19 protein-coding genes and 1 riboswitch are annotated in these 22,304 nt (G+C 71.0%); of the genes, 5 read left to right on the top strand and 14 right to left on the bottom strand.

The genetic code is table 11. The features are described from left to right. Positions 1–36: 36 nt before the first annotated feature. The 7 genes from P6897_RS02540 to thiM all read right to left on the bottom strand — a co-directional run bounded on the left by P6897_RS02540 (position 37) and on the right by thiM (position 7,425). Positions 37–954, bottom strand: a complete 918-nt coding sequence (locus P6897_RS02540; RefSeq protein ID WP_274178292.1) for a carbohydrate ABC transporter permease — start codon at positions 952–954, stop codon at positions 37–39. After that, a complete protein-coding gene (locus P6897_RS02535; RefSeq protein WP_274178291.1) occupies positions 951–1,922 on the bottom strand; it encodes a sugar ABC transporter permease in 972 nt (323 codons plus the stop codon). Before P6897_RS02535 ends, P6897_RS02540 begins: the two co-directional genes overlap by 4 nt. Then, positions 1,919–3,250 (bottom strand): extracellular solute-binding protein, encoded by a 1,332-nt coding sequence (locus P6897_RS02530; RefSeq protein WP_274178290.1) that lies wholly within the window; start codon positions 3,248–3,250, stop codon positions 1,919–1,921. Before P6897_RS02530 ends, P6897_RS02535 begins: the two co-directional genes overlap by 4 nt. 109 nt (positions 3,251–3,359) lie before the next feature. Next, complete coding sequence (locus P6897_RS02525) at positions 3,360–4,412, bottom strand: LacI family DNA-binding transcriptional regulator (RefSeq protein WP_114589098.1); 1,053 nt, start codon at positions 4,410–4,412, stop codon at positions 3,360–3,362. Between the two features lie 9 nt (positions 4,413–4,421). Next, positions 4,422–5,924 (bottom strand): bifunctional hydroxymethylpyrimidine kinase/phosphomethylpyrimidine kinase, encoded by a 1,503-nt coding sequence (gene thiD / locus P6897_RS02520; RefSeq protein ID WP_282501994.1) that lies wholly within the window; start codon positions 5,922–5,924, stop codon positions 4,422–4,424. Beyond that, positions 5,921–6,601, bottom strand: a complete 681-nt coding sequence (gene thiE, locus P6897_RS02515) for a thiamine phosphate synthase (RefSeq protein WP_282501993.1) — start codon at positions 6,599–6,601, stop codon at positions 5,921–5,923. Before thiE ends, thiD begins: the two co-directional genes overlap by 4 nt. After that, on the bottom strand, positions 6,598–7,425 hold the full coding sequence (gene thiM / locus P6897_RS02510) for a hydroxyethylthiazole kinase (protein WP_274178288.1): 828 nt from the start codon (positions 7,423–7,425) through the stop codon (positions 6,598–6,600). The genes thiE and thiM overlap by 4 nt, the downstream gene beginning before the upstream one ends. Beyond that, a riboswitch (TPP riboswitch) is annotated at positions 7,408–7,504 on the bottom strand. Its footprint overlaps the gene before it by 18 nt. Before the next feature lie 116 nt (positions 7,505–7,620). On the opposite strand from thiM, the gene P6897_RS02505 reads away from it, so the two are divergent. From P6897_RS02505 to P6897_RS02495, 3 genes are all read left to right on the top strand, one after another. Then, positions 7,621–8,580 carry a hypothetical protein gene (locus P6897_RS02505; RefSeq protein WP_282501992.1) on the top strand — a complete coding sequence of 320 codons (960 nt, stop codon included), beginning with the start codon at positions 7,621–7,623 and terminating at the stop codon, positions 8,578–8,580. Positions 8,581–8,645: 65 nt separating this feature from the next. After that, positions 8,646–9,152: a GNAT family N-acetyltransferase gene (locus P6897_RS02500; RefSeq protein ID WP_112616251.1), complete on the top strand. Its 507-nt coding sequence runs from the start codon at positions 8,646–8,648 to the stop codon at positions 9,150–9,152. Positions 9,153–9,282: 130 nt separating this feature from the next. Then, entirely contained in the window at positions 9,283–10,665 is a 1,383-nt protein-coding gene (locus P6897_RS02495) for an HNH endonuclease signature motif containing protein (protein WP_282501991.1), read from the top strand. A gap of 45 nt (positions 10,666–10,710) precedes the next feature. Here P6897_RS02495 and P6897_RS02490 read toward each other — a convergent pair whose 3' ends face one another. Then, positions 10,711–11,640 carry a cytochrome b/b6 domain-containing protein gene (locus P6897_RS02490; protein ID WP_282501990.1) on the bottom strand — a complete coding sequence of 310 codons (930 nt, stop codon included), beginning with the start codon at positions 11,638–11,640 and terminating at the stop codon, positions 10,711–10,713. Positions 11,641–11,649: 9 nt separating this feature from the next. Then, entirely contained in the window at positions 11,650–12,426 is a 777-nt protein-coding gene (locus tag P6897_RS02485; RefSeq protein WP_274178284.1) for an enoyl-CoA hydratase-related protein, read from the bottom strand. A gap of 119 nt (positions 12,427–12,545) precedes the next feature. Here P6897_RS02485 and P6897_RS02480 point away from each other — a divergent pair, with 119 nt between their 5' ends. After that, positions 12,546–16,331 (top strand): choice-of-anchor I family protein, encoded by a 3,786-nt coding sequence (locus P6897_RS02480; RefSeq protein ID WP_282501989.1) that lies wholly within the window; start codon positions 12,546–12,548, stop codon positions 16,329–16,331. A gap of 28 nt (positions 16,332–16,359) precedes the next feature. Here the strand turns inward: P6897_RS02480 and P6897_RS02475 are convergent, their stop codons facing one another. The 4 genes from P6897_RS02475 to P6897_RS02460 are packed head-to-tail and all read right to left on the bottom strand — an operon-like array spanning position 16,360 to position 20,697. Then, positions 16,360–17,550, bottom strand: coding sequence for a bifunctional 2-methylcitrate synthase/citrate synthase (locus P6897_RS02475; RefSeq protein ID WP_282501988.1), 1,191 nt, complete (start codon positions 17,548–17,550; stop codon positions 16,360–16,362). Positions 17,551–17,591: 41 nt separating this feature from the next. After that, a complete protein-coding gene (gene prpB, locus P6897_RS02470; RefSeq protein WP_282501987.1) occupies positions 17,592–18,518 on the bottom strand; it encodes a methylisocitrate lyase in 927 nt (308 codons plus the stop codon). Beyond that, positions 18,518–20,038 (bottom strand): MmgE/PrpD family protein, encoded by a 1,521-nt coding sequence (locus tag P6897_RS02465; protein ID WP_274178280.1) that lies wholly within the window; start codon positions 20,036–20,038, stop codon positions 18,518–18,520. The genes prpB and P6897_RS02465 overlap by 1 nt, the downstream gene beginning before the upstream one ends. Next, positions 20,035–20,697, bottom strand: coding sequence for a GntR family transcriptional regulator (locus tag P6897_RS02460; protein ID WP_274178279.1), 663 nt, complete (start codon positions 20,695–20,697; stop codon positions 20,035–20,037). The genes P6897_RS02465 and P6897_RS02460 overlap by 4 nt, the downstream gene beginning before the upstream one ends. Before the next feature lie 107 nt (positions 20,698–20,804). Here P6897_RS02460 and P6897_RS02455 point away from each other — a divergent pair, with 107 nt between their 5' ends. Further along, the gene (locus P6897_RS02455; RefSeq protein ID WP_274178278.1) at positions 20,805–21,335 is read left to right on the top strand and encodes a ribonuclease H; all 531 of its coding nucleotides are present in this window, start codon (positions 20,805–20,807) and stop codon (positions 21,333–21,335) included. Positions 21,336–21,352: 17 nt separating this feature from the next. On the opposite strand, the gene P6897_RS02450 is transcribed toward P6897_RS02455, so the two are convergent. Next, entirely contained in the window at positions 21,353–22,303 is a 951-nt protein-coding gene (locus P6897_RS02450) for a hypothetical protein (RefSeq protein WP_274178277.1), read from the bottom strand. Position 22,304 lies beyond the last annotated feature (1 nt).

Here is a 22,304-nt window from a genome sequence, read left to right as displayed (position 1 = left end):
GAGGGGATGCGGACGACGCGTGCCGGGCGGCGCCGGTCACTGACCGCCGAAGCCGGTCGTGGCGACGCCGCGGACGATCTGCTTCTGGAACACCAGGAAGACGATGATCAGCGGCACCGAGGCGAGGACGGCCTGAGCCATGACCTGCGCGTACTGCACGCCGTAGGCGCTGATCACGGTCTGGAGTCCCACCGGCAGGGTCATGAGGGTCGTGTCGTTGATGATGAGGAACGGCCAGAGGAAGTTGTTCCACGCGCCGATGAACACGAAGATCGCGACGGCACCGAGGATGGGCCGCGACAGCGGCAGCACGATCGACCAGAACACCCGGAAGCGTCCGGCGCCGTCGACCCGCGCGGCATCCTCGAGCTCGATGGGCACCTGGTCGAAGAACTTCTTGAGGATGAACACCATCGCCGGCGCGACGACCTGCGGCAGGATCAGGCCCCACGGGGTGTCGACGAGGTTGAAGGCGAGCATCTCGTAGAACAGCGGGATGATCAGCACCTGCGGCGGAATGACGATCGAGGCGATGACCGCGCCGTAGAGGAACTTCTTGCCGCGGAACTCGAGCCGTGAGAACGCGTACGCGGCCACGGCCGAGATCGCGACGGTGAGCAGGGTGATCACGGCGGAGGTCCAGAGGCTGTTGCCGGCCCAGACCCACACGTTGCCCTGCGAGAGGATCGAAGTGAAGGCCTCCGTCGTGGGCCCGCTCTCGCCGATCCAGCCGCCGGCGCCGGAGGCGGCATCCGTCTCGGTCTTGAAGGCGGTCGCGACCGCCCAGAGGAACGGCAGCAGCCACCCGATCGCCAGGAGGGCGAGGGCGACGAACGCGACGATGTTGAGCGCGCTCAACCGGCGCTGACCGGGTTTGCGGCTCCGCGGATCGGGGGCGACCCCCGGGGCGACGACGGCGCGCGTGGCCGTGGAGCTGGCGGTGGCGGCGCTCATGAGTGCTCCTTCCGGCGACGGGTGGCGAGGGCCTGGATGACGCCGATCAGCACGATCACGGCGAAGAAGACGTACGAGATCGCCGCCGAGTAGCCGAAGCGGTACCCGACGAAGCCGGACTCGTAGATGTACTGGACGATCGAGCGGGTGGTCTCGCTCGCGATTCCTCCGAGCATCTGGTACGCCTGGTCGAACAGCTTCAGCGACGCCAGCACCTGCAGGATGACGATGAGCACGGTGACCTGGCCCAGCTGCGGGATCGTGATCGAGAAGAGCTTGCGCCACTCCCCCGCGCCGTCGATGGACGCCGCTTCGTACTGCGTCTCGGGGATGTTCTGGAGGGCCGCGAGGTAGAGCAGGAAGTTGAAGCCGATCGTCCACCACACCGTCGCGACGACGATCGCGAGCATGTTGGTGTCGGGGTTCTGCAGCCACGCGATCGGCTCGAGACCGAACGCCTCCAGGATGCCGTTGGCCGCGCCGATCTGCGGGTTGAAGATCCACACCCAGATCTGCGAGATCACCGTGGAGGCGAGCAGATAGGGCATGAAGAACGACAGCCGCCAGAGCCACTGTCCGGGCAGTCCGCGCTGCACGAGCAGAGCCATGACCAGGGCGAGGACGACCAGCGGCACGGTCGAGAGCACCGTGAACCAGGCGGTGTTGCCGAGCGATCGCCACATGACGGGGTCGCCGAGCGCTTCGACGTAGTTCGCGATGCCGATGAACGATCCGCCGGCGCCCGTCAGCGACTGATCGGTGAAGCTCAGATAGAGCCCGTGCAGGAGCGGCCAGACGAGGAAGAGCAGGAAGGCGGCGAGGAACGGCGCGAGGAAGGTCCAGGCGATGCGCTGCTCGCCGCGGTCGCCGGCGTGCCGGCGTCGCCCCGCGCGGTCGCCGGTGACGATCGTGCGCGTCGCGGCGGTGTCGGCGAGTCCGGCGCGGCCGGATCCGGTGTCGAGGGTCATGCGCGGGCTCCGTCCGGTGCGGCGGGGTTCGGCGTCTGCAGGCGCAGGTCGACGCCCGCGCGGAAGCGGGAGACCGCGGCGGCCGGATCGGCGCCCTGCAGCAGGACGTTCTGCACCGCGGCGCCGAAGTCGGCCTGGAAGCGTGAGCCCGAGCCAGTGAACCAGGCCGGCGGGTCGTACCGGACGAGCTCGGCGGCCTCGGCGTAGTGCGCCTGCGGCAGCAGATCGGCGTAGGCGGGCGACTGCGTCACGGGAAGATACGCGGGGATGTGGCCGGCCCCGGCCCAGTCGAACGACCCCTTCAGGATGTCGGCGACGAAGCGGTAGACGAGGTCGCGGGTCTCCTCGTCGGGCGCGCTCTGGTGCGGCAGGGTGAACGAGTGCGAGTCGGCGTAGACCGACGGGGTGCCGAACACGGGCGGGATGATCGCGGCGTCGATCGGCAGGTTCTGCTGCTGCATCGAGCGCAGCTCCCAGACACCGGTGAGGAAGAGCCCGCTGCGCCCGGTGGCGAACTCGGCGATCGCGCTCTGGTAGTCGGCGCTGCGCGACGCGATCTCGTCGTCGAGGAGCTGCTGCATGAAGGTCAGCGCCGCGACCGCGGCATCCTCGTCGATCTCCGCCTTGCCGCCCTCGGGAAGCTCGATCTCTAGCCCGTGCTGCGTGTAAAGCGTGTAGAAGAGGCGCCACATCTGCGCGCCGTCGCCGAGATAGCCGAAGGACAGCCCGTGAGACTCCGACACGGCCGCCACGGCTCGCCCGAGCTCGAGGAAGTCCTCGGGCGAGGTGATCGGCGGCAGCTTGCCGTCGCTGTCGAGCACACCCGCCTCGGCGCAGATGTCGGTGTTGTACATCAGGATGAACGGGTGCGCGTCGAGCGCGACGCTGTAGAGGTCGTCGTTGATGAAGCCCTTGCGCCAGATCGCGTCGGTGAAGGTGCTCGCGTCGACGCCGAGGTCGGCCAGGCGCGCGGTGTCCCACGTGTCGAGCAGCCCGCCCGGCGCATAGCCGACGACGCGCGAGGCGTGCATGACCGAGACGTCCGGCGCCCGCCCGCCCGCGGCCGCCATCGCGAGCTTGGTGTAGTACGGCTCACCCCAGGCGAGCACGGTCGGACGCACGCGATAGTCGGACTGCGCCGCGTTCACGCCGTCGATGAGCCCGGACATCGTCACGCCGTCGGCACCGGAGAGCAGGTGCCAGAACTGGAGGGTGCGGGCGCCCGTGCCGCCGGGGAGACCGGCGCACGAGGCGAGGAAGGCGGTTCCGGCGAGGGCTGCGGCTCCCGTGAGGAATCGCCGTCTGCTGAGTTCTATGGGTGGGGCCATCGGTCACTCCTTTGTGACGGCACGACATCGTGACAACCAGGGACCCTCATACTTTTACATCGATGTAATCAATGCGCAAGGAAAATCCGGATGTCGTCGATGCCGACGGTCAGCGGCCGGGCGATACGCCTCGCGGCACCGCGTCCGTGCTCGCTCGAGCGACCACCCGGTGCTCGATCGCCACCGCTCGCACCGGAACGTCGCGCGCCGCGATGCGCTCCTCGAGGAGCGCGATCGTCGCACGCGCGAACTCGTTCCGGTCGAAGGACACGGTCGTCAGCTGCGGTGTCGTGAAGCGCGACTGCTCGATGTCGTCGAAGCCGCACACGAGCACGTCCTCCGGCACCCGGATGCCCGCACGCGCCAGTTCGTGCAGCGCGCCGACGGCGATCGAGTCGGTGAAGCAGAGGAGGGCGTCGACCTCGACCCCGCGATCGAGCAGTGTCCGCACGCCCAGCGCGCCCGCCTCCATGTTCCAGGGCAGCAGGTTGACCTCCCGGCGGCGGTCGTGCTCGAGCCCGGCCGCGGCGAGCCCGTCGCGCACGCCCGCGAGGCGCAGGCGACTGGTCGCCGTGGCGAGCTCGGGCTGATCGTCGCCGCCGATCGCGGCGATCCGCCGCGCCCCGCGCGCCACGAGGTGAGCCACGGCATCGCGCGCGCCACCCCGGCTGTCGACGAGCACCCGGTCGGTGACGTGCTGCTCGACCTCGCCGATCAGCACGACAGGCGGCAGCCGTTCGTCGCGATCGACGACGCTGTCCTCGATGCGGATCGGGTTGAGCACGACACCGTCGACGAGATGCTGACGCGCCCGCGAGACGAGGTCGCGCTCACGCTCCGGCTCGAGCGCGGTCTCCTCGATCTGGACCGCGTAGCCGCGCTGGTGAGCCGCGTCGACGAGGTGATGCAGCATCTCAGCGGAGAACGCCGTCGCGAGGTCGGGGAGCGCGATGGCGATCACACCGGAGCGGCCGTTCCGCAGGCCCCGGGCGCTGAGGTTCGGCACGAAGTCGAGCTCGCGCATCGCCGACTCCACGCGCTGCTGCGTCTGCGGCCGGACCGCGGCAGTGCCCGTCAGCACGTTGGAGACCGTCTTCGCCGATACCCCGGCGAGCGCCGCCACATCCTTCATCGTGGCTCGGCCGGCTCTCTCCTTCGGCATGAGCACAGACTAGGCCCCGCGCGCAGGCCCTCTCGCCCGTGTTGCGCCGGCCAGCGCTGCGATGGGCGCCTCGAAGAAGGCGAGCTCGTGGCGCATCGATCGCGCGAACGCGACGCTCATCCGCGCGCGCTCTGCCGCCGACGCGTCCGCCGCCGCCCGCTCGACGATCTCGATCGCGGCGCGGGTCGATGCGGCGAAAGCGGGGTCGGCGTAGGTCGAAAGCCAGTCCCGATACGGATGGTGCGGGTGCGACGCCGCCGCGAATCGCTCGCCCACATCGGAGTACAGCCAGAAGCACGGCAGGAGGGCGGCGACCAGCTCACCGTACGAGCCGCGAGCGGATGCGGCGTGGAGGTGATCGGTGTAGGCGAGCGTCGCGGCGGCAGGGTCCGCGGCGTCCGCGCCGACCCGCGAGCGGTGGAGCTCGGATTCGACCGCGATCGCCGAGGCGGCGGCCTCCGCCCAGAACACCTGTTCCTCGCCTCGCGGGGCGAGCGCGCTGGCTCGGGCGAGGACACGGGCGTACTCCGAGAGGTACAGCGCGTCCTGCTGGAGGTACCAGGCGAAGACCGGCTCATCGAGCTCTCCCGTGCGCAGCCCCTCGACGAAGGCGCAGGAGTCGACGGCGGCGCGGAGCGGAGCGGCGCCGGCCCAGGCGCGCTCTGTCCACGACACGGGCGACGGGAGGTGCGGGCGCAGCTCGTGCAGGTGGTCGACGGGGCCGTTGCCTCGCCCGACGCCGAGCGCCGCGCCCGCTGTGATCGAACCGGCCAACCATTCGGTCGCACGCGCGAGGGCAACGGTCCAGCCGATGCCACTCGCGCCGAGCGTCGCCATCGCCGACGACAGGGAGCACCCGGTGCCGTGGGTGTTGGTCGAGGCGATGCGGCGGCGCGACACCTCCGCCGCGACCCCGTCCGGCGTCACGATCGCGTCGGGGCAGTCGTCGCCGTCGAGATGCCCGCCTTTGACGAGCACCGCCGCACCCGATGTGCGCGCGAACCGCTGTGCCTGGGCGAGGGCGGCGAGCCACGTGCGTGCGACCGGCTCCTCCGCGAGCACGGCCAGCTCGGGGAGGTTCGGCGTCACGAGGGCGGCGCGCCCGCAGAGGGCGCGGATCGCGTCCTCTGCGGCGGGATCGAGCAGGCGATCGCCGCTCGTGGCCACCATGACGGGGTCCAGCACGACGAGGTCATGGCCCCGCCGAGCCAGCCAGTCGTCGACGACCGCGACGAGCGGCTCGGAATGCAGCATCCCGATCTTGATCGCATCGATCTCGACGTCATCGCCGACCGCGTCGAGCTGCGTACGCAAGAACTCCGGCGGAGGCACGTGCACGGCCCGCACACCACGAGTGTTCTGCGCCACGAGGGCCGTGACGACGGCCATGCCGTAGCCGCCCATCGCCGCGATCGACTTGAGGTCGGCTTGAATGCCCGCGCCGCCCGACGGGTCGGTGCCCGCGATGCTCAGCACCCGCGGCACGCGCGGCGCCCGCGCCTCCGCGGTCACCGGACCGCTCCGTCCGCAGTGTCGGAACCGCGCCCGCTCGCTGCGACGGCGAAGGCGCGCGCGGCCGCGGCGGGGTCCGCGGCACCGCTGATCGCCGAGACGACGGCGACCCCGGCCGCCCCCGCTCGGCGGAGGGCGGCGACGTCATCGGGACCCACGCCCCCGATCGCGACGCACGCGAGCGGCGTCGCCGCGGCCCGTTCCGCGAATCCCTCGATGCCCAGCGCGGGCGGGTGATCGGCCTTCGTGATCGTCGGCCGGATCACACCGACCCCGAGATAGTCGAGGGTGCCGTCCGGCATCGCGTGGGCGGCCTGCAGATGCGCCGCCGTGTTCGCCGTCCACCCGATGACGGCGTCCGGCCCGAGGACTCGCCGCGCAGTCGTGGGCGGGATGTCGTTCTGACCGAGATGCACGCCGTCCACGCGGGCCCCCGCATCGATGGCGGCGAGGGCGACGTCGACCCGGTCGTCGATGAGCAGCGGAACCCGCCCCGCGATCACATCCGACAGCATCCGGGCGCGGCGGATCAGCTCGGCCGCGGTCACTCTCTTGTCGCGCAGCTGCACCACCGTCACGCCCCCGTCGACGGCGGCGTCGACGATCGACAGCAGCGTGTCGGCGTTCAGCCGGTCATCGGTGACGAGGTGCAGGGCGAGGTCGACCCGGCGGGTCACCGGACGCCCTCCGCCGCCATCGCGCGGGTCGCGACGCGTGCGGCATCGAGGTCGCCGGGAGCGAGCGTCGCGAGCGCGTCGAGGAAGGCGACGGCGAACGAGCCGGGACCGGACGACACGGATGCCGCAGCCTCGGCGGCCTGCTTGTGCACGAGCGACGCTGCGACGGCTGCCGAGAAGGGCTCGACGACGCCGAGGAAGGCCGCCATCGTCGCGCCCAGCGAGCAGCCTCCGCCGGTCACCCGGGTCAGCAGCGGGTCTCCCCCGGGAACCCGCGCGACCCGTTCTCCGTCGGTGACGAGGTCCGTCGCGCCCGACACCGCGACGACCGCGCCGGACCGGCGGGCCAGGGCCGCCGCGGCCGCGTGCACCGAGTCCGGGTCGTCGATGCTGTCGACGCCGCGGCCGCCCGCGCCGGTTCCGGCGACCGCCGCGATCTCCGAGGCGTTGCCGCGGATGATCGCGGGGCGAGCAGCGACGAGCTCCGCGGCGAGGGCCGTGCGGATCGGCAGCATCCCGACCGCGACGGGGTCGAGCACCCAGCGCCGCGTCGCCGCCACGATCTCGCGGGCGCTGGCCTGCTGCTGCGGATTCGGGGTGCCGAGGTTGATCAGGGCACCGTCGGCGACGCCGGCGAAGATGCCCGCCTCACCCTCGATGTCGACCATCGCCGGACTCGCCCCGAGCGAGAGCAGCGCGTTCGCGGTGAACCCGGTGACGACGGCGTTGGTCACGCAGTGGGTGAGCGGAGCGGCATCCCGCAGCGCTCGGAGCGCCGCTTCCGGTCCTCGGACGGTGGGCACGACATCGCGCATTTTCGACATCCCTTCGCCAGCATTGCACTGGAGCAGGTTCGACGGGTCTGATCTCAGCTCGCGGTCGCGGGCACCCCGTGTCGGAACACGACCATAGCAGGCCGGTTTGCACGCTCTGGGCCGCTGTGCTTTTCTCCCGGCCCCCGAAGCGCGTAGGTTGCGAGTGAGCGCGCTTCACGGGCCGGCGCGCGAGGGGGTGGGGCCGTGCTGACAGCGGGATGCGCGCTGGTCTTCGCGTGCCTCATGACGATCATCGGTCTCGTCGTGCTGTTCACGCTGCGCCCGAGCTGGCGTCGGCGCGGCGCGCTCCTGCGCTTCGGGATCGTCGGCGCGCTCTCGGCCACCACGTCCAGCCTGCTGTACCTCGTCCACACCCAGACCGGCGATCCGGCATCGCTCGTCATCAGCGACATCGCCATGGTCCTCGGCCCGGGACTGATCTTCGCCGGGCTCGGCTCGCTCGGCGGCGGCGTCCTCGCCCGCGGCGGCATCGCCGTCTCGCTCGCTGCTGTCGTCGGCGTCGTGTCCGCGGCGATCGGGCTGCCCGTCTCGCTCGCGGTGAAGGTCCTGATCATGGCGGTCATCTGCGGGTTGACCAGCGTCGCCGCGAGGCACCCGGCCATCGCGGCGCGACGCGGGTCGTGGCTCCTCGCAGCGACCATGGCGGTCTACGCGCTCTTCTCCGTGTGCCGCGCCGGCGTGGGGCTCACGCTCGGATGGGATTCAGCGCTCTACCGCCTCGGGTTCTCGGTCGTGCCGACGACCATCGCGGGGGCCGTGCTCGTCCTCCTGAGCGGCGCTGCCCTCCTGATGATCCTGTCGGACCGCAGCGCCGCGCTGGCCGCGCAGCGCTCGCGCGGGGCCTCGGGCGACGACCGGGGGCCGGCGTGGACGGTCACGCTGGGTTCGTACGAGATCGTCCGAACCGCCCTCGGGGCCGCGCGCGCCGATCGGATGCGGGAGGACCTGATCGCCGCGGCGCGGACTATCGATCCCGGCGCCGTCGTCGAACCCGCGGGGGCCGGTGCACGGCTGCACAGCCCCAGCGAGCAGAGGGTCATCGAACGAGCGCTGCGGGCTCGACTGGTCGCGGCGGGCTGGAGCCCGGGCGAGGTCGGCCTGGTCTCGGTCGAGGTCGCCGTGGTGGACGGTGTCGGCGCATGACGGCAGGCGGCGCAACCCCGACTCCCCGATTTCACGCCGTCGCCGGCCGCGCGTAGAGTCTGGCCATGGAAGCCGAACTGCAGACCGACATCGTCGTCCGTCCGGTGCGGGATGTCGACGCCGAAGCCCTCGGGCGGGTGCACGCCACCTGCTGGCACGAGACCTACGACCACCTCATCAGCACCGCCGCTCTACAGAGCGTCTCGCCGCGACGACTCGCCGAGCTGTGGACCCACTGGGCCGCGCAGGGCGAGGACTTCCGGATGTACGCCGCGCTCGTCCGCGGCGAGATCGTCGGCTTCGTCGGGTCGGGCCCGGCGCGCGATCGCGACGCCCCCCGGATGCGCGAGCTGTACTTCATCTACCTGCTCGACGCCTGGCACGGCACCGGCATCGGTCAGCGGCTCTTCGACGCGGCCGTCGAGAAGGACGAGGGCGTCTACCTGTGGGTCGCGGAGGACAACCCCCGCGCGCACCGCTTCTACGAGCGAAATGGCTTCACGCTCGACGGGCAGACCCACACCGAGCCGTTCCTCGGCGAGACGCTGACCGAGGTCCGCTTCGTCCGCTGACCCGGCGCCGGCCGGGTGACGGCGGCGGAGCGATCGGCGCCGCTCCTCCCCCGCCGGTCTTCTTAGCGAGTTGCCCACATTCGCACCTCTGTTCGACTTCGATGTCGTACTCCACTGCCATCATGGGAACATGACAGCGAATGGCGCGGGTGGCGAGGTGGGACGCGAGGCACCCACGCCGTCGCAAGCGCTTGTTTTCTCGCGTTACGCCGAGGCGCTCGACCTCTCTCACGCCGCCGATATCGCCCGCACCCGGGCGCTGGCGGACCTGGGCCACGCTGCACTGCACGACGCGCGGCGCGACGGGGTTCGTGGGATGGCGTCGGACATGGAGCTGCGGTCGGTCGCAGCCGAGGCGGCCGGGATGGCGCGGCTCACCGATCGGCGCCTGCAGGGCGAGATCGACCACGCGATGACCGTCATCGACGACTACCCGGCCGTGTTCCAGGCGTGGGTGCAGCGGCGGATCGAACGCGGACACGTCGATGTGGTCGTGCGGGTCGGCGCGAGGGTTCCTGACGAGGTGCGGTCGGCGTACGAGGCAGCCGCGATCACGGTGTGCGAGCGGGATGTGCCGTCGCGGGTGCGGGGTGCGCTGGATGCGTTGGCGGCCCGGTTGCATACGCAGACGTTCGCCGACCGACACAAGGCTGCCGCGGCGGAGCGGTGCGTGCGGGTGTTCCACGGGTCGGATGGGATGTCGAACCTCGTCGCGAACCTCCCGACGGTCATCGCCGCGGGGATGCTCGACCGGCTCACGCAGATGGGGCAGTCGGTGAAGGACGCGCGGGCGGAGAGTAACGGGGCGGAGAGCGATGGGGCGGATGCCGCTGGGTCGGGGGAGCCCGCCGACACCAGGACGATGGATCAGCTGCGCGCCGACATCCTGGGCGACCTGGTGCTCGGCGGGGCGCCGGTCGTTGACCCGACGTATGGGATCGACCGGGCTGGTGGGCTCGGGGCGATCCGCGCGCGGGTTCAGGTGGCGGTCACCGCCGAGACGTTGATGGGGCGTGACGAGAACCCGGCCGAAGCCGTCGGGGGCGCGCTGATCGATGCGGATACGGCGCGCGAGCTCGCCGGGCAGGTCAGCGAGTGGGACCGGCTGTTCATCGACCCCGTCACCCGCACCCCGGTCGAGATCGACACCTACCGGCCGACCGCTTCGATGAAGAAACTTCTGATGGCACGGGACCAGCACTGCCGATTCCCCGGATGCCGCAGAGCCGCGATCCGCTGCGAGATCGACCACACGATCGACTACGCCCTCGGCGGGCACACCCACATCTTCAGCCTCGCCCACCTCTGCCAACGACACCACTCGATGAAGCAATTCACGAAGTGGGAGGTCAGGCAGATCGGCGGCGGCGTTCTCGAATGGACCTCACCCCTCGGCCGGGTCTACCGCGAAGACGTACCCATACCCGCGGTCTGCTTCACCATCGACACCACGGATCCGCCACCGGATGCGACACGCGGCGGACCACCGCCGGACGAACCGCCACCCTTCTGACACCGCCTGATCGCGCGGGCGTGATCTCCGACCGGCCGACGACGGTCAACGGGTGATGGTCGTGCCGAACAAACGCGCGATCGGTACGAGGACAGCGGGGCGAGCGGCGACGCACGCCCCGACGATGACGGCGAGCGACAGGACGAACAGCCAGAAGCCGGTCCAGTTGTCGGCGTAGGCCGTCGGGTCCGCCGATCCTTGTGCGGCGTACATGTGGTTGAGGTTGCGGAGCGCTCCCGTAGCCAGGACGAGAGCGACATGGGTCACGATGAAGACGACGAAGAAAAGCATCACCAGCACGTGCAGGCGTCGTGCCCACTCGAGCGGGTACAGACGGTTGATCCGCCCGTCGCCCCGCGGCCAGACCGTGCTGAGCCGCGCGCCGGTGACGACCGCGAGCGGTGCCGCGACGAACACGGTCGTGGCGTACGCGAGCTGCTGCAGGCTGTTGTAATTCACCCAGCCGTTCTCCGTCGGCCAGTCGAGCGACACGTACTGCAACGCCGCCGAGGCAGCATTCGGCAGCACGTCCCAGCTCGTCGGCACGATCCGCATCCACTGTCCGGTCGCGAAGAGCAGGATGACGAACACGATGCCGTTGCCGATCCAGATGACGTCGAGCGCCTGATGGAACCAGATCGTGAGGCTCGTCCGGCGCTTCGGCCTGCCCCGCGGTGACCAGAACACCCTCGGACGCTTCTCCTTCCGCGCCTGCAGACCCGTGCGAATGATCAGCACCATCAGGAAGGCGTTGAAGAAGTGCTGCCAGGCGAGCCACGGCGGAATCCCGACCGGCGCCCCCGCCGGCAGCGGGTATGCGCCCGGGTACCGCTCGACGAACCCACGCATCGCATCGAGGCTCAGCACCCAGCGGGCGAACGCGACGGCACCCGCCGCCGCGAGCACCAGTGCGACGCCGACGGCCACGATCACCGTCACCCGTCGGCGTGCGGCGGCCCCGCGTTCGACCAACACCGCGGCAGGTCAGCGGTGGCGGAACTCGGGGGCGCGCTTCTCGGCAAAGGCGGCCATGCCTTCCTTCTGGTCCTCGAGCGCGAACAACGACGCGAAGAGCGTGCGCTCGAGGCGCAGCCCCTCCGCGGCACTCGTCTCCTGCGAGGCGCGTAGCGCCTGCTTCGCCGCATAGGCGACCGGCAGCGATCGCGACGCGATCCGCTCGGCGACGGCACCGGCTTCGTCGAGCAGCTGCGCCGCCGGAACCACACGAGACACGAGCCCCGCACGCTCCGCCTCCTCCGCCGGCATCCGCCGTCCGGTCAGCACGAGCTCCGCGGCCTTGTAGTAGCCGACCGCGCGCGTCAGCCGCTGCGTCCCGCCGATGCCCGGAATGACGCCGAGGTCGATCTCCGGCTGCCCGAACACCGCGGTGTCGGCGGCCAGCACGATGTCGCACATCATCGCCAGCTCGCACCCGCCGCCGAGCGCGAACCCGGCAACCGCGGCGACAACGGGGGTACGCACCCGCGCGAAGTCCTCCAACGCGGCGAAAGGGTTCTCCATCGACATGTCGCGGGCACTCTTGCCCGCCATCTCTTTGATGTCCGCGCCGGCCGCGAACGCCCGCTCCGAGCCGGTCACGACGATCGCGCCGATCGCCTCGTCGCGGTCGAACGCCATGGCCGCGTCGGCGAGCTCGGCGACGAGCGTCGAGTTCAGGGCGTTCAACGCCTCCGGTCGGTTCAGTGTCAGCCAGCCGACGCGCCCTCGCGTCTCGCTGACGATGGTCGTGTAGTCGCTCATCCCCTCATCGTGCCACGCGCCTCTCCGCGCGTCTCCGATCGGTTGCCGGGCATTCACATGCCGGACACGTGCGGAGAGTACTCACGACCTGCACCCGTTCACCCGACCAGAGGACACCTATGCCTTCGCCTGCCCGGAGCCGCACGGTTCCCCGCGCGCTCGCCGCCGTCGCGACGGCCGCACTCACCTGCACGCTGGCACTGACGCCGCTCACCACGGCATCCGCCGCGATCGTCAGCGAACCGATCACCGACTCCGCTCCCGGCGCGACGCTCGCGCTCACACCCATCGGCACCCACGAGACCGGCGTCTTCGATGAGTCCGCCGCCGAGATCGTGCAGTCGTACCGCGACCGCCTCTACGTCGTCAACGCGCAGGCCGGCTCGGTGACGGTGCTCGACAACAGCGACCCGACGGCTCCCGTCGAGCTGTTCACCATCGCCGATGCCGGCACGGCGAACTCCCTTGCGATCCGCGACGACGGTCTGGGCATCGTGGCGTTCGAGGCCGAGGACAAGACCGCGAACGGGTCACTGGTCTTCTTCGACGCGAACGCCGGCGACGCGGCAGCCGCTCGCCTCGGCTCGGTCACCGTCGGCGCCCTGCCCGATATGGTCACGATCTCGAAGGACGGCGCGTACGCGGTCGTCGCGAACGAGGGCGAGCCCGCCGACGACTTCTCGGTCGACCCGGAAGGATCCGTCGGCGTCGTCGCGCTCCCCAAGACCGTCTCGGCCCCCGCGCCGGCGGCCGTGCGCATCGCGGGCTTCGGCGCGTTCGAGCCCGGCGGCTCGAAGACGCTTCCGGCCGGCGTGCGCGTGTTCGGACCGGACGTCGCGGCACCGGACCAGGGAGACAAGCCCCTCACCGCCAATCGTGTGAGCCGCAACCTCGAGCCCGAGTACATCACCGTCGACGGCACGACCGCTTACGCGGCGCTCCAGGAGGCGAACGCGATCGCCGTCGTCGACCTCGCCAAGGCCGAGGTCACCAAGGTCGTCCCGCTCGGGTTCAAGGATCACGGCGCGGTCGGCAACGGGCTCGACGCGAGCGACAAGGACGGCGCGATCAACATCGCCGAGTACGCCGGGCTGAAGGGCATGTACATGCCCGACGGCATCCAGTCGTACTCGGCCACGGCGGGCGGCAAGGCCACGACCTACCTCGTCACCGCCAACGAGGGCGACGCCCGCGAGTGGGGCGACTACGCGGAGGCCGTCCGCGTGAAAGACCTCGGCAAGAAGGGGCTCCCGGCCGTCTGCGCCGATTCTCCCCTCGCGGCGCAGCTCGGCGATGCAGCCCTCGGACGTCTGAACGTCACGATCGAGAACGGTCTGCGCGCGGACGGCAGCTGCTACGACGAGCTGTACTCCTTCGGCGGTCGCTCGTTCTCGATCTGGGGCACCGACGGCTCGCTGGTGTTCGACTCGGGCGACCAGTTCGAGCAGATCCTCGCGCGCGTCGCGCCCGAGTACTTCAACTCGAACCACACCGAGGCCAACCTCGAGGGACGCAGCGACGACAAGGGCCCCGAGCCCGAGAACCTTTCGATCGGGACGGTCGGCGGCCGCACGTACGCCTTCATCGGCTTCGAGCGCGTCGGCGGCGTCATCGTCTACGACATCACGGATCCGAAGGCGGCGACGTACGTGACGTACGTCAACAACCGCGACTTCAGCGCCGCCGCCGACTCCCCCGCCGCGGGCGACCTCGGCCCCGAGGGCATCCACTTCATCGGGGCGCACCGCTCCCCCACGGGCCAGCCGCTGCTCGCGGTCGGCAACGAGGTGTCGGGAACGACGACGCTGTACAGCATCGAGCAGCTCGTCGGCGGCGCTCCCGTCGCGCAGCCCGACATCCGCGTGCTGACGATCAACGACTTCCACGGGCGGCTCGTGCAGGAATCCAGCGGCGTCGCGGGTGCCGCTGTCCTCGTGGGCGCGGTCGACACGTTCCGCCAGCAGAACCCGAACACCCTGCTCGTCTCGGCCGGTGACAACATCGGCGCGTCGGCGTTCGAGTCGTTCATCGATCAGGACACCCCCACGATCGACGCACTGAAGACGGCCGGCCTCGACGTCAGCGCAGTCGGCAACCACGAATTCGACCGTGGTTTCGACGACCTGACCGGTCGCGTCATCCCTCGATTCGAGGAGGACGCGGATGCCGACGCCTTCAGCGACTTCGCACTCGGTGCGAACGTCTTCGTGAAGGGCACCGACGAGCACGCGCTCAAGCCGTACACGATCAAGGAGGTCGACGGCACGCAGATCGCGTTCGTCGGCACCGTGACCGAGCAGACCGCGGGCATGGTGAGCCCACAGGGCATCGCGGGCATCGAGTTCCGCGACCAGGTCGCATCGGCCAACGATGCAGCGGCCGACGCGGTCGCCGAGGGCGCGGACGTCGTGGTGCTTCTCGCGCACGAGGGCTCCGCGGGCTCCGACTGCACCGCGATCGCCACCGAGACCGGCGACTTCGGCGACCTCGTCCGTGGCGCGTCCGACGACATCGACGCGATCGTCTCCGCTCACACGCACCAGAAGTACGCGTGCGAGATCGGCGGGCGCCCGGTGCTCCAGGCGCACCAGTACGGCACGACGCTCGGCGCGCTGGACATCGAGCTGACCGACGCGGGCGAACTCGAGTCGATCACCCCCAGCACGGTGTCGCTGTACGACGCCACGCTGGGGCAGTACATCGCCTACCCCGACACCGAGACGGCCCAGGTCGTCGCGAACGCGGTGCGCATCGCGGACGAGAAGGGCCGCGTGCAGGTCGGCTCGATCACCGCCGACATCCTGCGCGGCAAGACCGCGTCGGGCTCGGAGGACCGCGGCGTGCACTCGACGCTCGGCAACACCGTCGCCGACGTCTACCTGTGGGCCACGTCGCAGAACCCGGCCTACGGTGGGCGCGACGCCGAGGTGGCGTTCATGAACCCGGGCGGCCTGCGCGCCGACCTGCTGTTCGGCGACGACAACGGCGCTGTGTCATACCGTGAGGTCGCCAACGTCCAGCCGTTCGCGAACACCCTGGTCACGCTCGAGCTCACCCCGGCACAGATCAAGCAGGTTCTCGAGGAGCAGTGGCAGCCCGACGGAGCGTCGCGTCCCAAGCTCGCGATGGGCGTGTCGAAGGGCTTCACGTTCGAGTACGCACCCGAGGGAACGAGGGGCTCGCACATCCGCTCGATGCAGCTGAACGGTGAGCAGCTCGCGCTCGACGACACCACCACGAAGATCCGCGTCGTCACCAACTCGTTCCTCGCGGGCGGCGGCGACAACTTCGGCACCTTCGCGACGGGCACCGGCGCGGCGGACTCCGGCCAGGTCGACCTGCAGGCGACGGTGGAGTTCTTCGCCGCCGTGGGCCCGGTCTCACCGGCGCCGGCGAACCGTGCCTACGTCGCCGGCGAGCAGCCGCCGGTCGAGCAGCCCGGCTTCCCCGGCCCCGGCGCGCCCGGTGACGGCGAGCCCACGGAGCCCGGCGAGCCCGGCGAGCCCGTACAGCCGTGGGCGACGGTCGAGCTCGGCGGCAGCACGGTCGCGCAGGGCGGCACGCTCGATGTCACGGTGACCGGCCTCGAGCCGGGCCAGCGGATCGCCGCGACACTGTTCAGCGAGCCGATCGTCGTCAGCGGCATCCCCGCGGCCGACGCATCCGGCCGCACGGCGTTCTCGATCGCGATCCCGCGTGACTTCGAGGTCGGCGCGCACCGCCTCGTCGTGACGTCGGGGACGCTCACGCCGATCGAGGTCGCCGTGACGGTGACGGCCGCCGCGCCGGCGGGCACGATCGCCGTCACCGGCGGGACGGCTCCGATCGGATTCGCGGTGGCGGGCATCCTCGCCCTCGCGCTGGGCGGCCTCCTGGTCGCCGCGCGTCGCCACCGAACCGCCTGACCCGTCCGAGTCCGCCCCGAGGGAGCCGTCAGCCGGCGGCTTCCTCGGGGCGCTCTGCTGCCTCGACCTCGGCCTCGTCGGCGACATATCCGTCGACGTGGCGCTCATCCGGCCCGTCGTACGCCGACAGCGGCCGGATGAGCGCATTGGCGGCGTACTGCTCCACGATGTGCGCCGTCCATCCGACCACGCGGGCCGCGACGAAGAGGGGCGTGAAAGTGACGGTGTCGAACCCCATGAGGTTGTACGCGGGGCCCGACGGATAGTCGAGGTTCGGGTAGATGCCCTTGCGCTCGGTGAACTCGCGCTCGAGGGCGTCGTAGAGCTCCGCGACATCCGGCCGGTCGTAGTGGGCGACCAACGCGTCGAGCGCCGCCTTCATCGTCGGAACCCGCGAATCGCCGCGCTTGTAGACGCGGTGACCGAACCCCATGATCTTTCGCTTCTCGGCGAGCGCCCGGTCGAGCCAGGCCTCGACGGCGGCGGCATCCCCGATCTCGTCGAAGACGTGCATCACCGCCTCGTTCGCGCCGCCGTGGAGCGGCCCCTTGAGGGCTCCGATCGCCCCGACGACGGCCGAGTACAGGTCGCTCAGGGTCGAAGCGATGACCCGAGCCGTGAAGGTCGAGGCGTTGAACGAGTGCTCGGCGTAGAGGATCAGCGACCGGTTGAACGCGTCGGCGACGACCGGATCGGGCTCCTCGCCGAAGGTCATCCACAGGAAGTTCGCCGCGTCGTCGAGGTCGTCGCGCGGCTCGATGGGGCCGAGCCCGCGGCGGCGACGCTGCCCGTAGGCGACGACCGCCGGCAGCACCGCGAACAGGCGCAGGCTTCGCTCGCGGTTGCGCTCGGGCGTCCCGACGGCGTCGAGCACGGATGCCGCGCCGGCGGTGTCGAGAGCGCCGAGAACGCTCACGGCGGTCCGCACCTCGTCCATCGGGTGCGCGTCCACCGGCATCCGGTCGATCGCCTCCCGCAGCTCCGGCGGCAGCGCCCGCTGCGGCCGAGCCCGCCGGCGCTGCTCGGCGAGCTGGTCGTCGGTCGGCAGTTCGCCGTGCCACAGCAGATGCGCCACGGCGTCGACCGGCTGCGTCGCGGCGAGCTCCTGCACCGGGTAGCCCCGGTAGAGCAGCGAGTTCGTCTCGGGGTTCACCTTCGAGATCGCCGTCACGTCGGCGACGACCCCCACGAGCCCCTTACGGATGTCTTGCTCGGTCATGTTCTGTTCCCTCTCCGTCGAGTAGCCAGAATTCGCGGGTCTCAGCGCCGGTCGATCGACTCATTCTGGCGAGTCGACAGGGTGAAGTCGAAGACCGACGAGTCGAAACGCGTGTAGCCCTCGTAGTCGACGAGGTCGTACAGGTCGGCGCGGTGCTGCATCTCGCCGAGCTTCGCCGTCAGATTCCCCGCCGTCGTGAGCTCCTCGAGCGCACGGCCCGCCGCGCCCATCGCGATGCGCAGCAGCGAGACGGGCCAGATCACGATCCGCACGCCCGCGTCGCGCAACTGGTCGACGGTGAACAGCTCCGACTTCCCGAACTCCGTCATGTTCGCCAGGATCGGCACGTCGACGGCCGACGCCATCGCCTCGAACTCCGCGAGGTCGCGCATCGCCTCGGGGAAGATCGCGTCGGCCCCGGCGTCGACGAGCGCGCGGGCGCGGTCGACGGCGGCATCCATCCCCTCGATCGCCCGCACATCGGTGCGCGCCATGATGAGGAAGTTCGCGTCGCGCCGGGCGTCGACGGCAGCCCGGATGCGGCCCACGGCCGTGTTCTCGTCGACGACGCTCTTTCCGTCGAGGTGCCCGCAGCGCTTGGGGTTGACCTGGTCCTCGATGTGGCATCCGGCGAGGCCGGCATCCTCGAGCGTCTGGATCGTGCGGGCGACGTTCATCGGCTCGCCGAAGCCCGTGTCGGCGTCGATGATCGCCGGAAGCTCCGTCATCCGCGCGATCTGCTGGCCGCGCCCGGCGACCTCGCTCAGCGTCGTGAGGCCCACATCGGGCAGCCCGAGGTCAGCCGCGATGACCGCACCCGAGACGTACACGCCGTCGAAGCCGTGCCGCTCGATGAGCCGGGCCGAGAGCGGGTTGAACGCTCCCGGAAAGCGCAGCGTCTCTCCGCTGGCGAGTCGTTCCCGGAGGATGCGGCGCTTGTCGGCGGCGGTGGTCTGCGAATACAGCATCAGAACAGCCCTCGCGGGTTCGGCGCGGACGCGATGACGCCGTCACGTGCGACGATGTTCAGCTCGCGCACCTCGTCTGCCGTGAGATCGGGCAGACGCTGCGCGAGGTCGAGGAAGCGCTCGATCTGGGCCGGTTCGAGCACGGGCTCGGCGAGGATCCGGAACTTGCGGATGTAGTCCTCGCGCGCGAACGGGCGAGCACCGAGCGGGTGGGCGTCGGCGACGGCGATCTCGTCGACGATCGTCGAGCCGTCGGCCATCCGGATCTCGACGCGCCCGCCGAAGGCCTTCTCCGCCGGATCCTCCGAGTGGTAGCGCCGCGTCCATTCGGCATCCTCGGCCGTCGTGATTCGCTGCCACAGGGCGACCGTGTCGGGGCGGGCGGCGCGCTCGGGCGTGTACGAGTCGACGTGGTGCCAGCCGCCGTCCTGCAGTGCGACCGCGAAGATGTACGGGATCGAGTGGTCGAGCGTCTCGCGCGACGCGGTCGGGTCGTACTTCTGCGGGTCGTTCGCCCCCGAGCCGATGACGTAGTGCGTGTGGTGGCTGGTGTGGAGCACGATGCTCTCGACGTTCGCGGAGTCGAGCAGCTCGGGGTGCTCGCCGTGCAGCTTGCGCGCGAGGTCGATCCACGCCTGCGCCTGATACTCGGCCGAGTGCTCCTTCGTGTACGAGTCGAGGATGCCGCGCTTGGGCTCTCCCGGCGCCGGCAGCGGCACCGTGTAGGCGGCATCCGGTCCGTCGAGCAGCCACGCGATGACACCGTCCTCACCCTCGTAGATCGGGTTCGGGCTCGTCTCGCCGCGCATCGCGCGGTCGACGGCCTCGACCGCGAGCTTGCCGGCGAAGGCGGGGGCGTGGGCCTTCCAGGTCGAGATCTCGCCCTTGCGCGACTGGCGCGTCGCGGTGGTCGTGTGCAGCGCCTGGCCGACCGCCTGGTAGATCGTCGCGGTGTCGAGGCCGAGCAGCGTGCCGATGCCGGCGGCGGCCGAAGGCCCGAGGTGGGCGACGTGGTCGATCTTGTGCTTGTGCAGGCAGATGGCCCGCACGAGGTCGATCTGGATCTCGTACCCGGTCGCGAGGCCCCGCACGAGCGCCGCACCGTCGGCACCGACGTGCTGAGCGACCGCGAGGATCGGCGGGATGTTGTCGCCGGGATGCGAGTAGTCGGCGGCGAGGAAGGTGTCGTGGTAATCGAGCTCGCGCACCGCGACGCCGTTCGCCCACGCGGCCCACTCGGGGCTCGTGCGGTCAGTCACGCCGAACACGCTCGCCCCCGCGCCGCCCCGCGAGACCGGGTGGTCGAGCGCCTGCGCGCGGGCCGAGCTGACGGGCGCCCGGGTGAGGGATGCCGCCGCGACGGCGGCGTTGTCGATGATGCGGTTCACGATCATGTCGACCACGGCGGGCTCGACCGCCACGGGGTCGACGGCGACCTCGGCGATCTTCCACGCGAGCTGGTCCTCGCGCGCGAGCTCCTCGTCGCTGCGGTGGACGCGGACGTGATGGCTGACGGTCATGCGGATGCCTCCAGGGAGTCGAGGATGCTGGTCAGGGCGTTGTGCAGGTGCACATGGGTCGCGTGGGCGGCGAGGTCGGCGTCGCGGGCGGCGATGGCGCTCGCGATGAGCCGGTGCTCCTCGATCGACGCCGCGAGCCGCGCCGGGTTGTCGCGTGCGAGGCGGCGAACCCGCACGAGGTGAGCGCGGACCTTCGTCAGCGCCGACGTCAGATAGGCGTTGCCTGCGGCGTCGTCGAGCGCCGCGTCGAAGCGAGCGATGAGCGCGTAGTACGCGTCGGGGTCACCCGCTGCGGGCGCATCGGCCTGCGCGGTGCGGTCGAACGCCGCGGCGAGCTCGGCGAAGAGCGCGGCGTCGCCCCGGGATGCCGCGAGCCGTGCGGCGGTCTCCTCGAGCGCTCGCCGCACCTCGAACAGCGAGCGGATGTCGTCGCGATCGATGTCGGCGACGACAGTCACCCGCGGCGAGGCCTGGCGCACGAGGCCGTCGGCCGCGAGTCGCCGGAGAGCCTCGCGCAGCGGAGTACGGCTGACGCCCAGTCGCGTCGCCTGCTCCACCTCGCCGAGCACCGCCCCGGGAGCGAGGTCGCCCTTCTGGATCTCGGCCAGCAGAGCGGCGTAGGCGCGCTCTCCCGCCCGTGCTCCGCCCTCGGCCACCATGCGACGATTGTATACACAGAGCCCGCTTCGGCGGGTCAAAACCGCGGAATCGGACTCCAACGTATACAGAAACCGCATCGCACGACTCCCCGGGTACCCTTGCCCGAGTGAGTTCCGACCGATACACCGTGGCCACCGACGGCGCCTGCAAGGGCAATCCCGGACCGACCGGCTGGGCCTGGGTCGGCGAGGACGGCCACTGGGCCGCCGGAGCGATCCCGCAGGGCACGAACAACATCGGCGAGCTGCTCGGGCTGCTGAAGGCGATCGAGGACCACCCCGACGTCCGCGAGCTCGTCGTTCAGGCCGATTCCAAGTACGCGATCGACACGTACGCATCGTGGATGGACGGCCATCGCCGCCGCGGCTGGAAGACCTCGACCGGCGCGCCGACGAAGAACCGCGACATCCTCGAGCAGCTCATCGCCGCCCGCGACGCCCGCCGTGCGCGCGGCCTGCCCGACGTCATCCTCGAGCACGTCCGCGGGCACCGCGGCCACGTCCTGAACGAGTGGGCCGACGAGCGAGCGGTTCGCGGCGCCGAGCACGCGGCGAAGGGAACGGCGAGCGCCTGGTCATCGCTGGGTGGGCTGCACGACAAGCTCGACGTGGCGGAGGCCCCGAAGAAGAAGCGCTGACGGGACGGCGAGACCGGTCAGCCGTCCCGATTGTCGGGATGCCGCGGATCGTCCGTGGTGTACGCCGACCGCGCGAGCGCCTCCGGCATCCAGGTGAGCGGATCGGCGAAATCCGCGATGATGACACCGCCCGCGCCGTGCGCGTCCCCGTGCCGCGCGAGCCTTCTCCGCGCCCGCTCGGGCACGCGCTCGTCGGCCCGCACTCGTTCGAACACGGCGGCGCGGACGCGTTCGACGAACCGGGCTCGCTCCGGCGGCAGTGCAGCGCTCGTCTCGCGCTCGAGACGCTCGACATGAGCGGGAAGGTCCGCGATGACCGCCCGGTAAGCGGCGGTCAGACTGTCATCCACCTCGCGGGCCTGCTGCGGCTTGGCGCCCCGGATGATCATGCCTGCGACCAGGGAGGTGACGACGATGACCGGGGCAGCCACCAGCACGGCCATCGCGGAGGCGGTGGCACCGTTGCCGACGAGGACGGCGGCAACCGCCGTCCCGACGAGGGCGACAGCCTGCGGCCGCCACAGCGCACGATCGAGCGGGCGTCCTCGCGCGCCCGCGGCCGCCACCAGCACCGCCATCGCCGTCGCGGCGGAGAACGCGGCTGTGAGCACCACGTCCTTCGTCTGCAGCGCGACGGCGAATGCGAGTCCGGCGGTGAGGGCGGCGAGCACCAGCACCCACCCGATCCAGCCAATGCTGGATGCGCGACCGCCGAAGCGAAGCCGAGCCGACGACCGGGCGCGTGCGTTCGCTGACTCGCCGAGCCATCGGGCTGCATGCCAGATGCGCACGCCGTCCGCGCTCATGCCGCACGCGTCGAAGATCACCATCTCCGCTTGCCGCGGCGCGAAGTCCGCGGCGGCCGAGGCCCGGACGATGCGATCCGTGGCGACGGGGATGACGCGCGCCAGGTGCTCATCGGAGAACGGCTCCCACCGGTCGGCGGGAAGCATGCGATGCTGCGCCACC

The sequence above is a fragment of the Microbacterium sp. BDGP8 genome (genome assembly GCF_029991045.1).
GTDB classification, from domain to species: domain Bacteria; phylum Actinomycetota; class Actinomycetes; order Actinomycetales; family Microbacteriaceae; genus Microbacterium; species Microbacterium plantarum.
The sequence above is the reverse complement of the archived record's forward strand: the minus strand, read 5'-3'. Positions and strand labels throughout refer to the sequence as shown.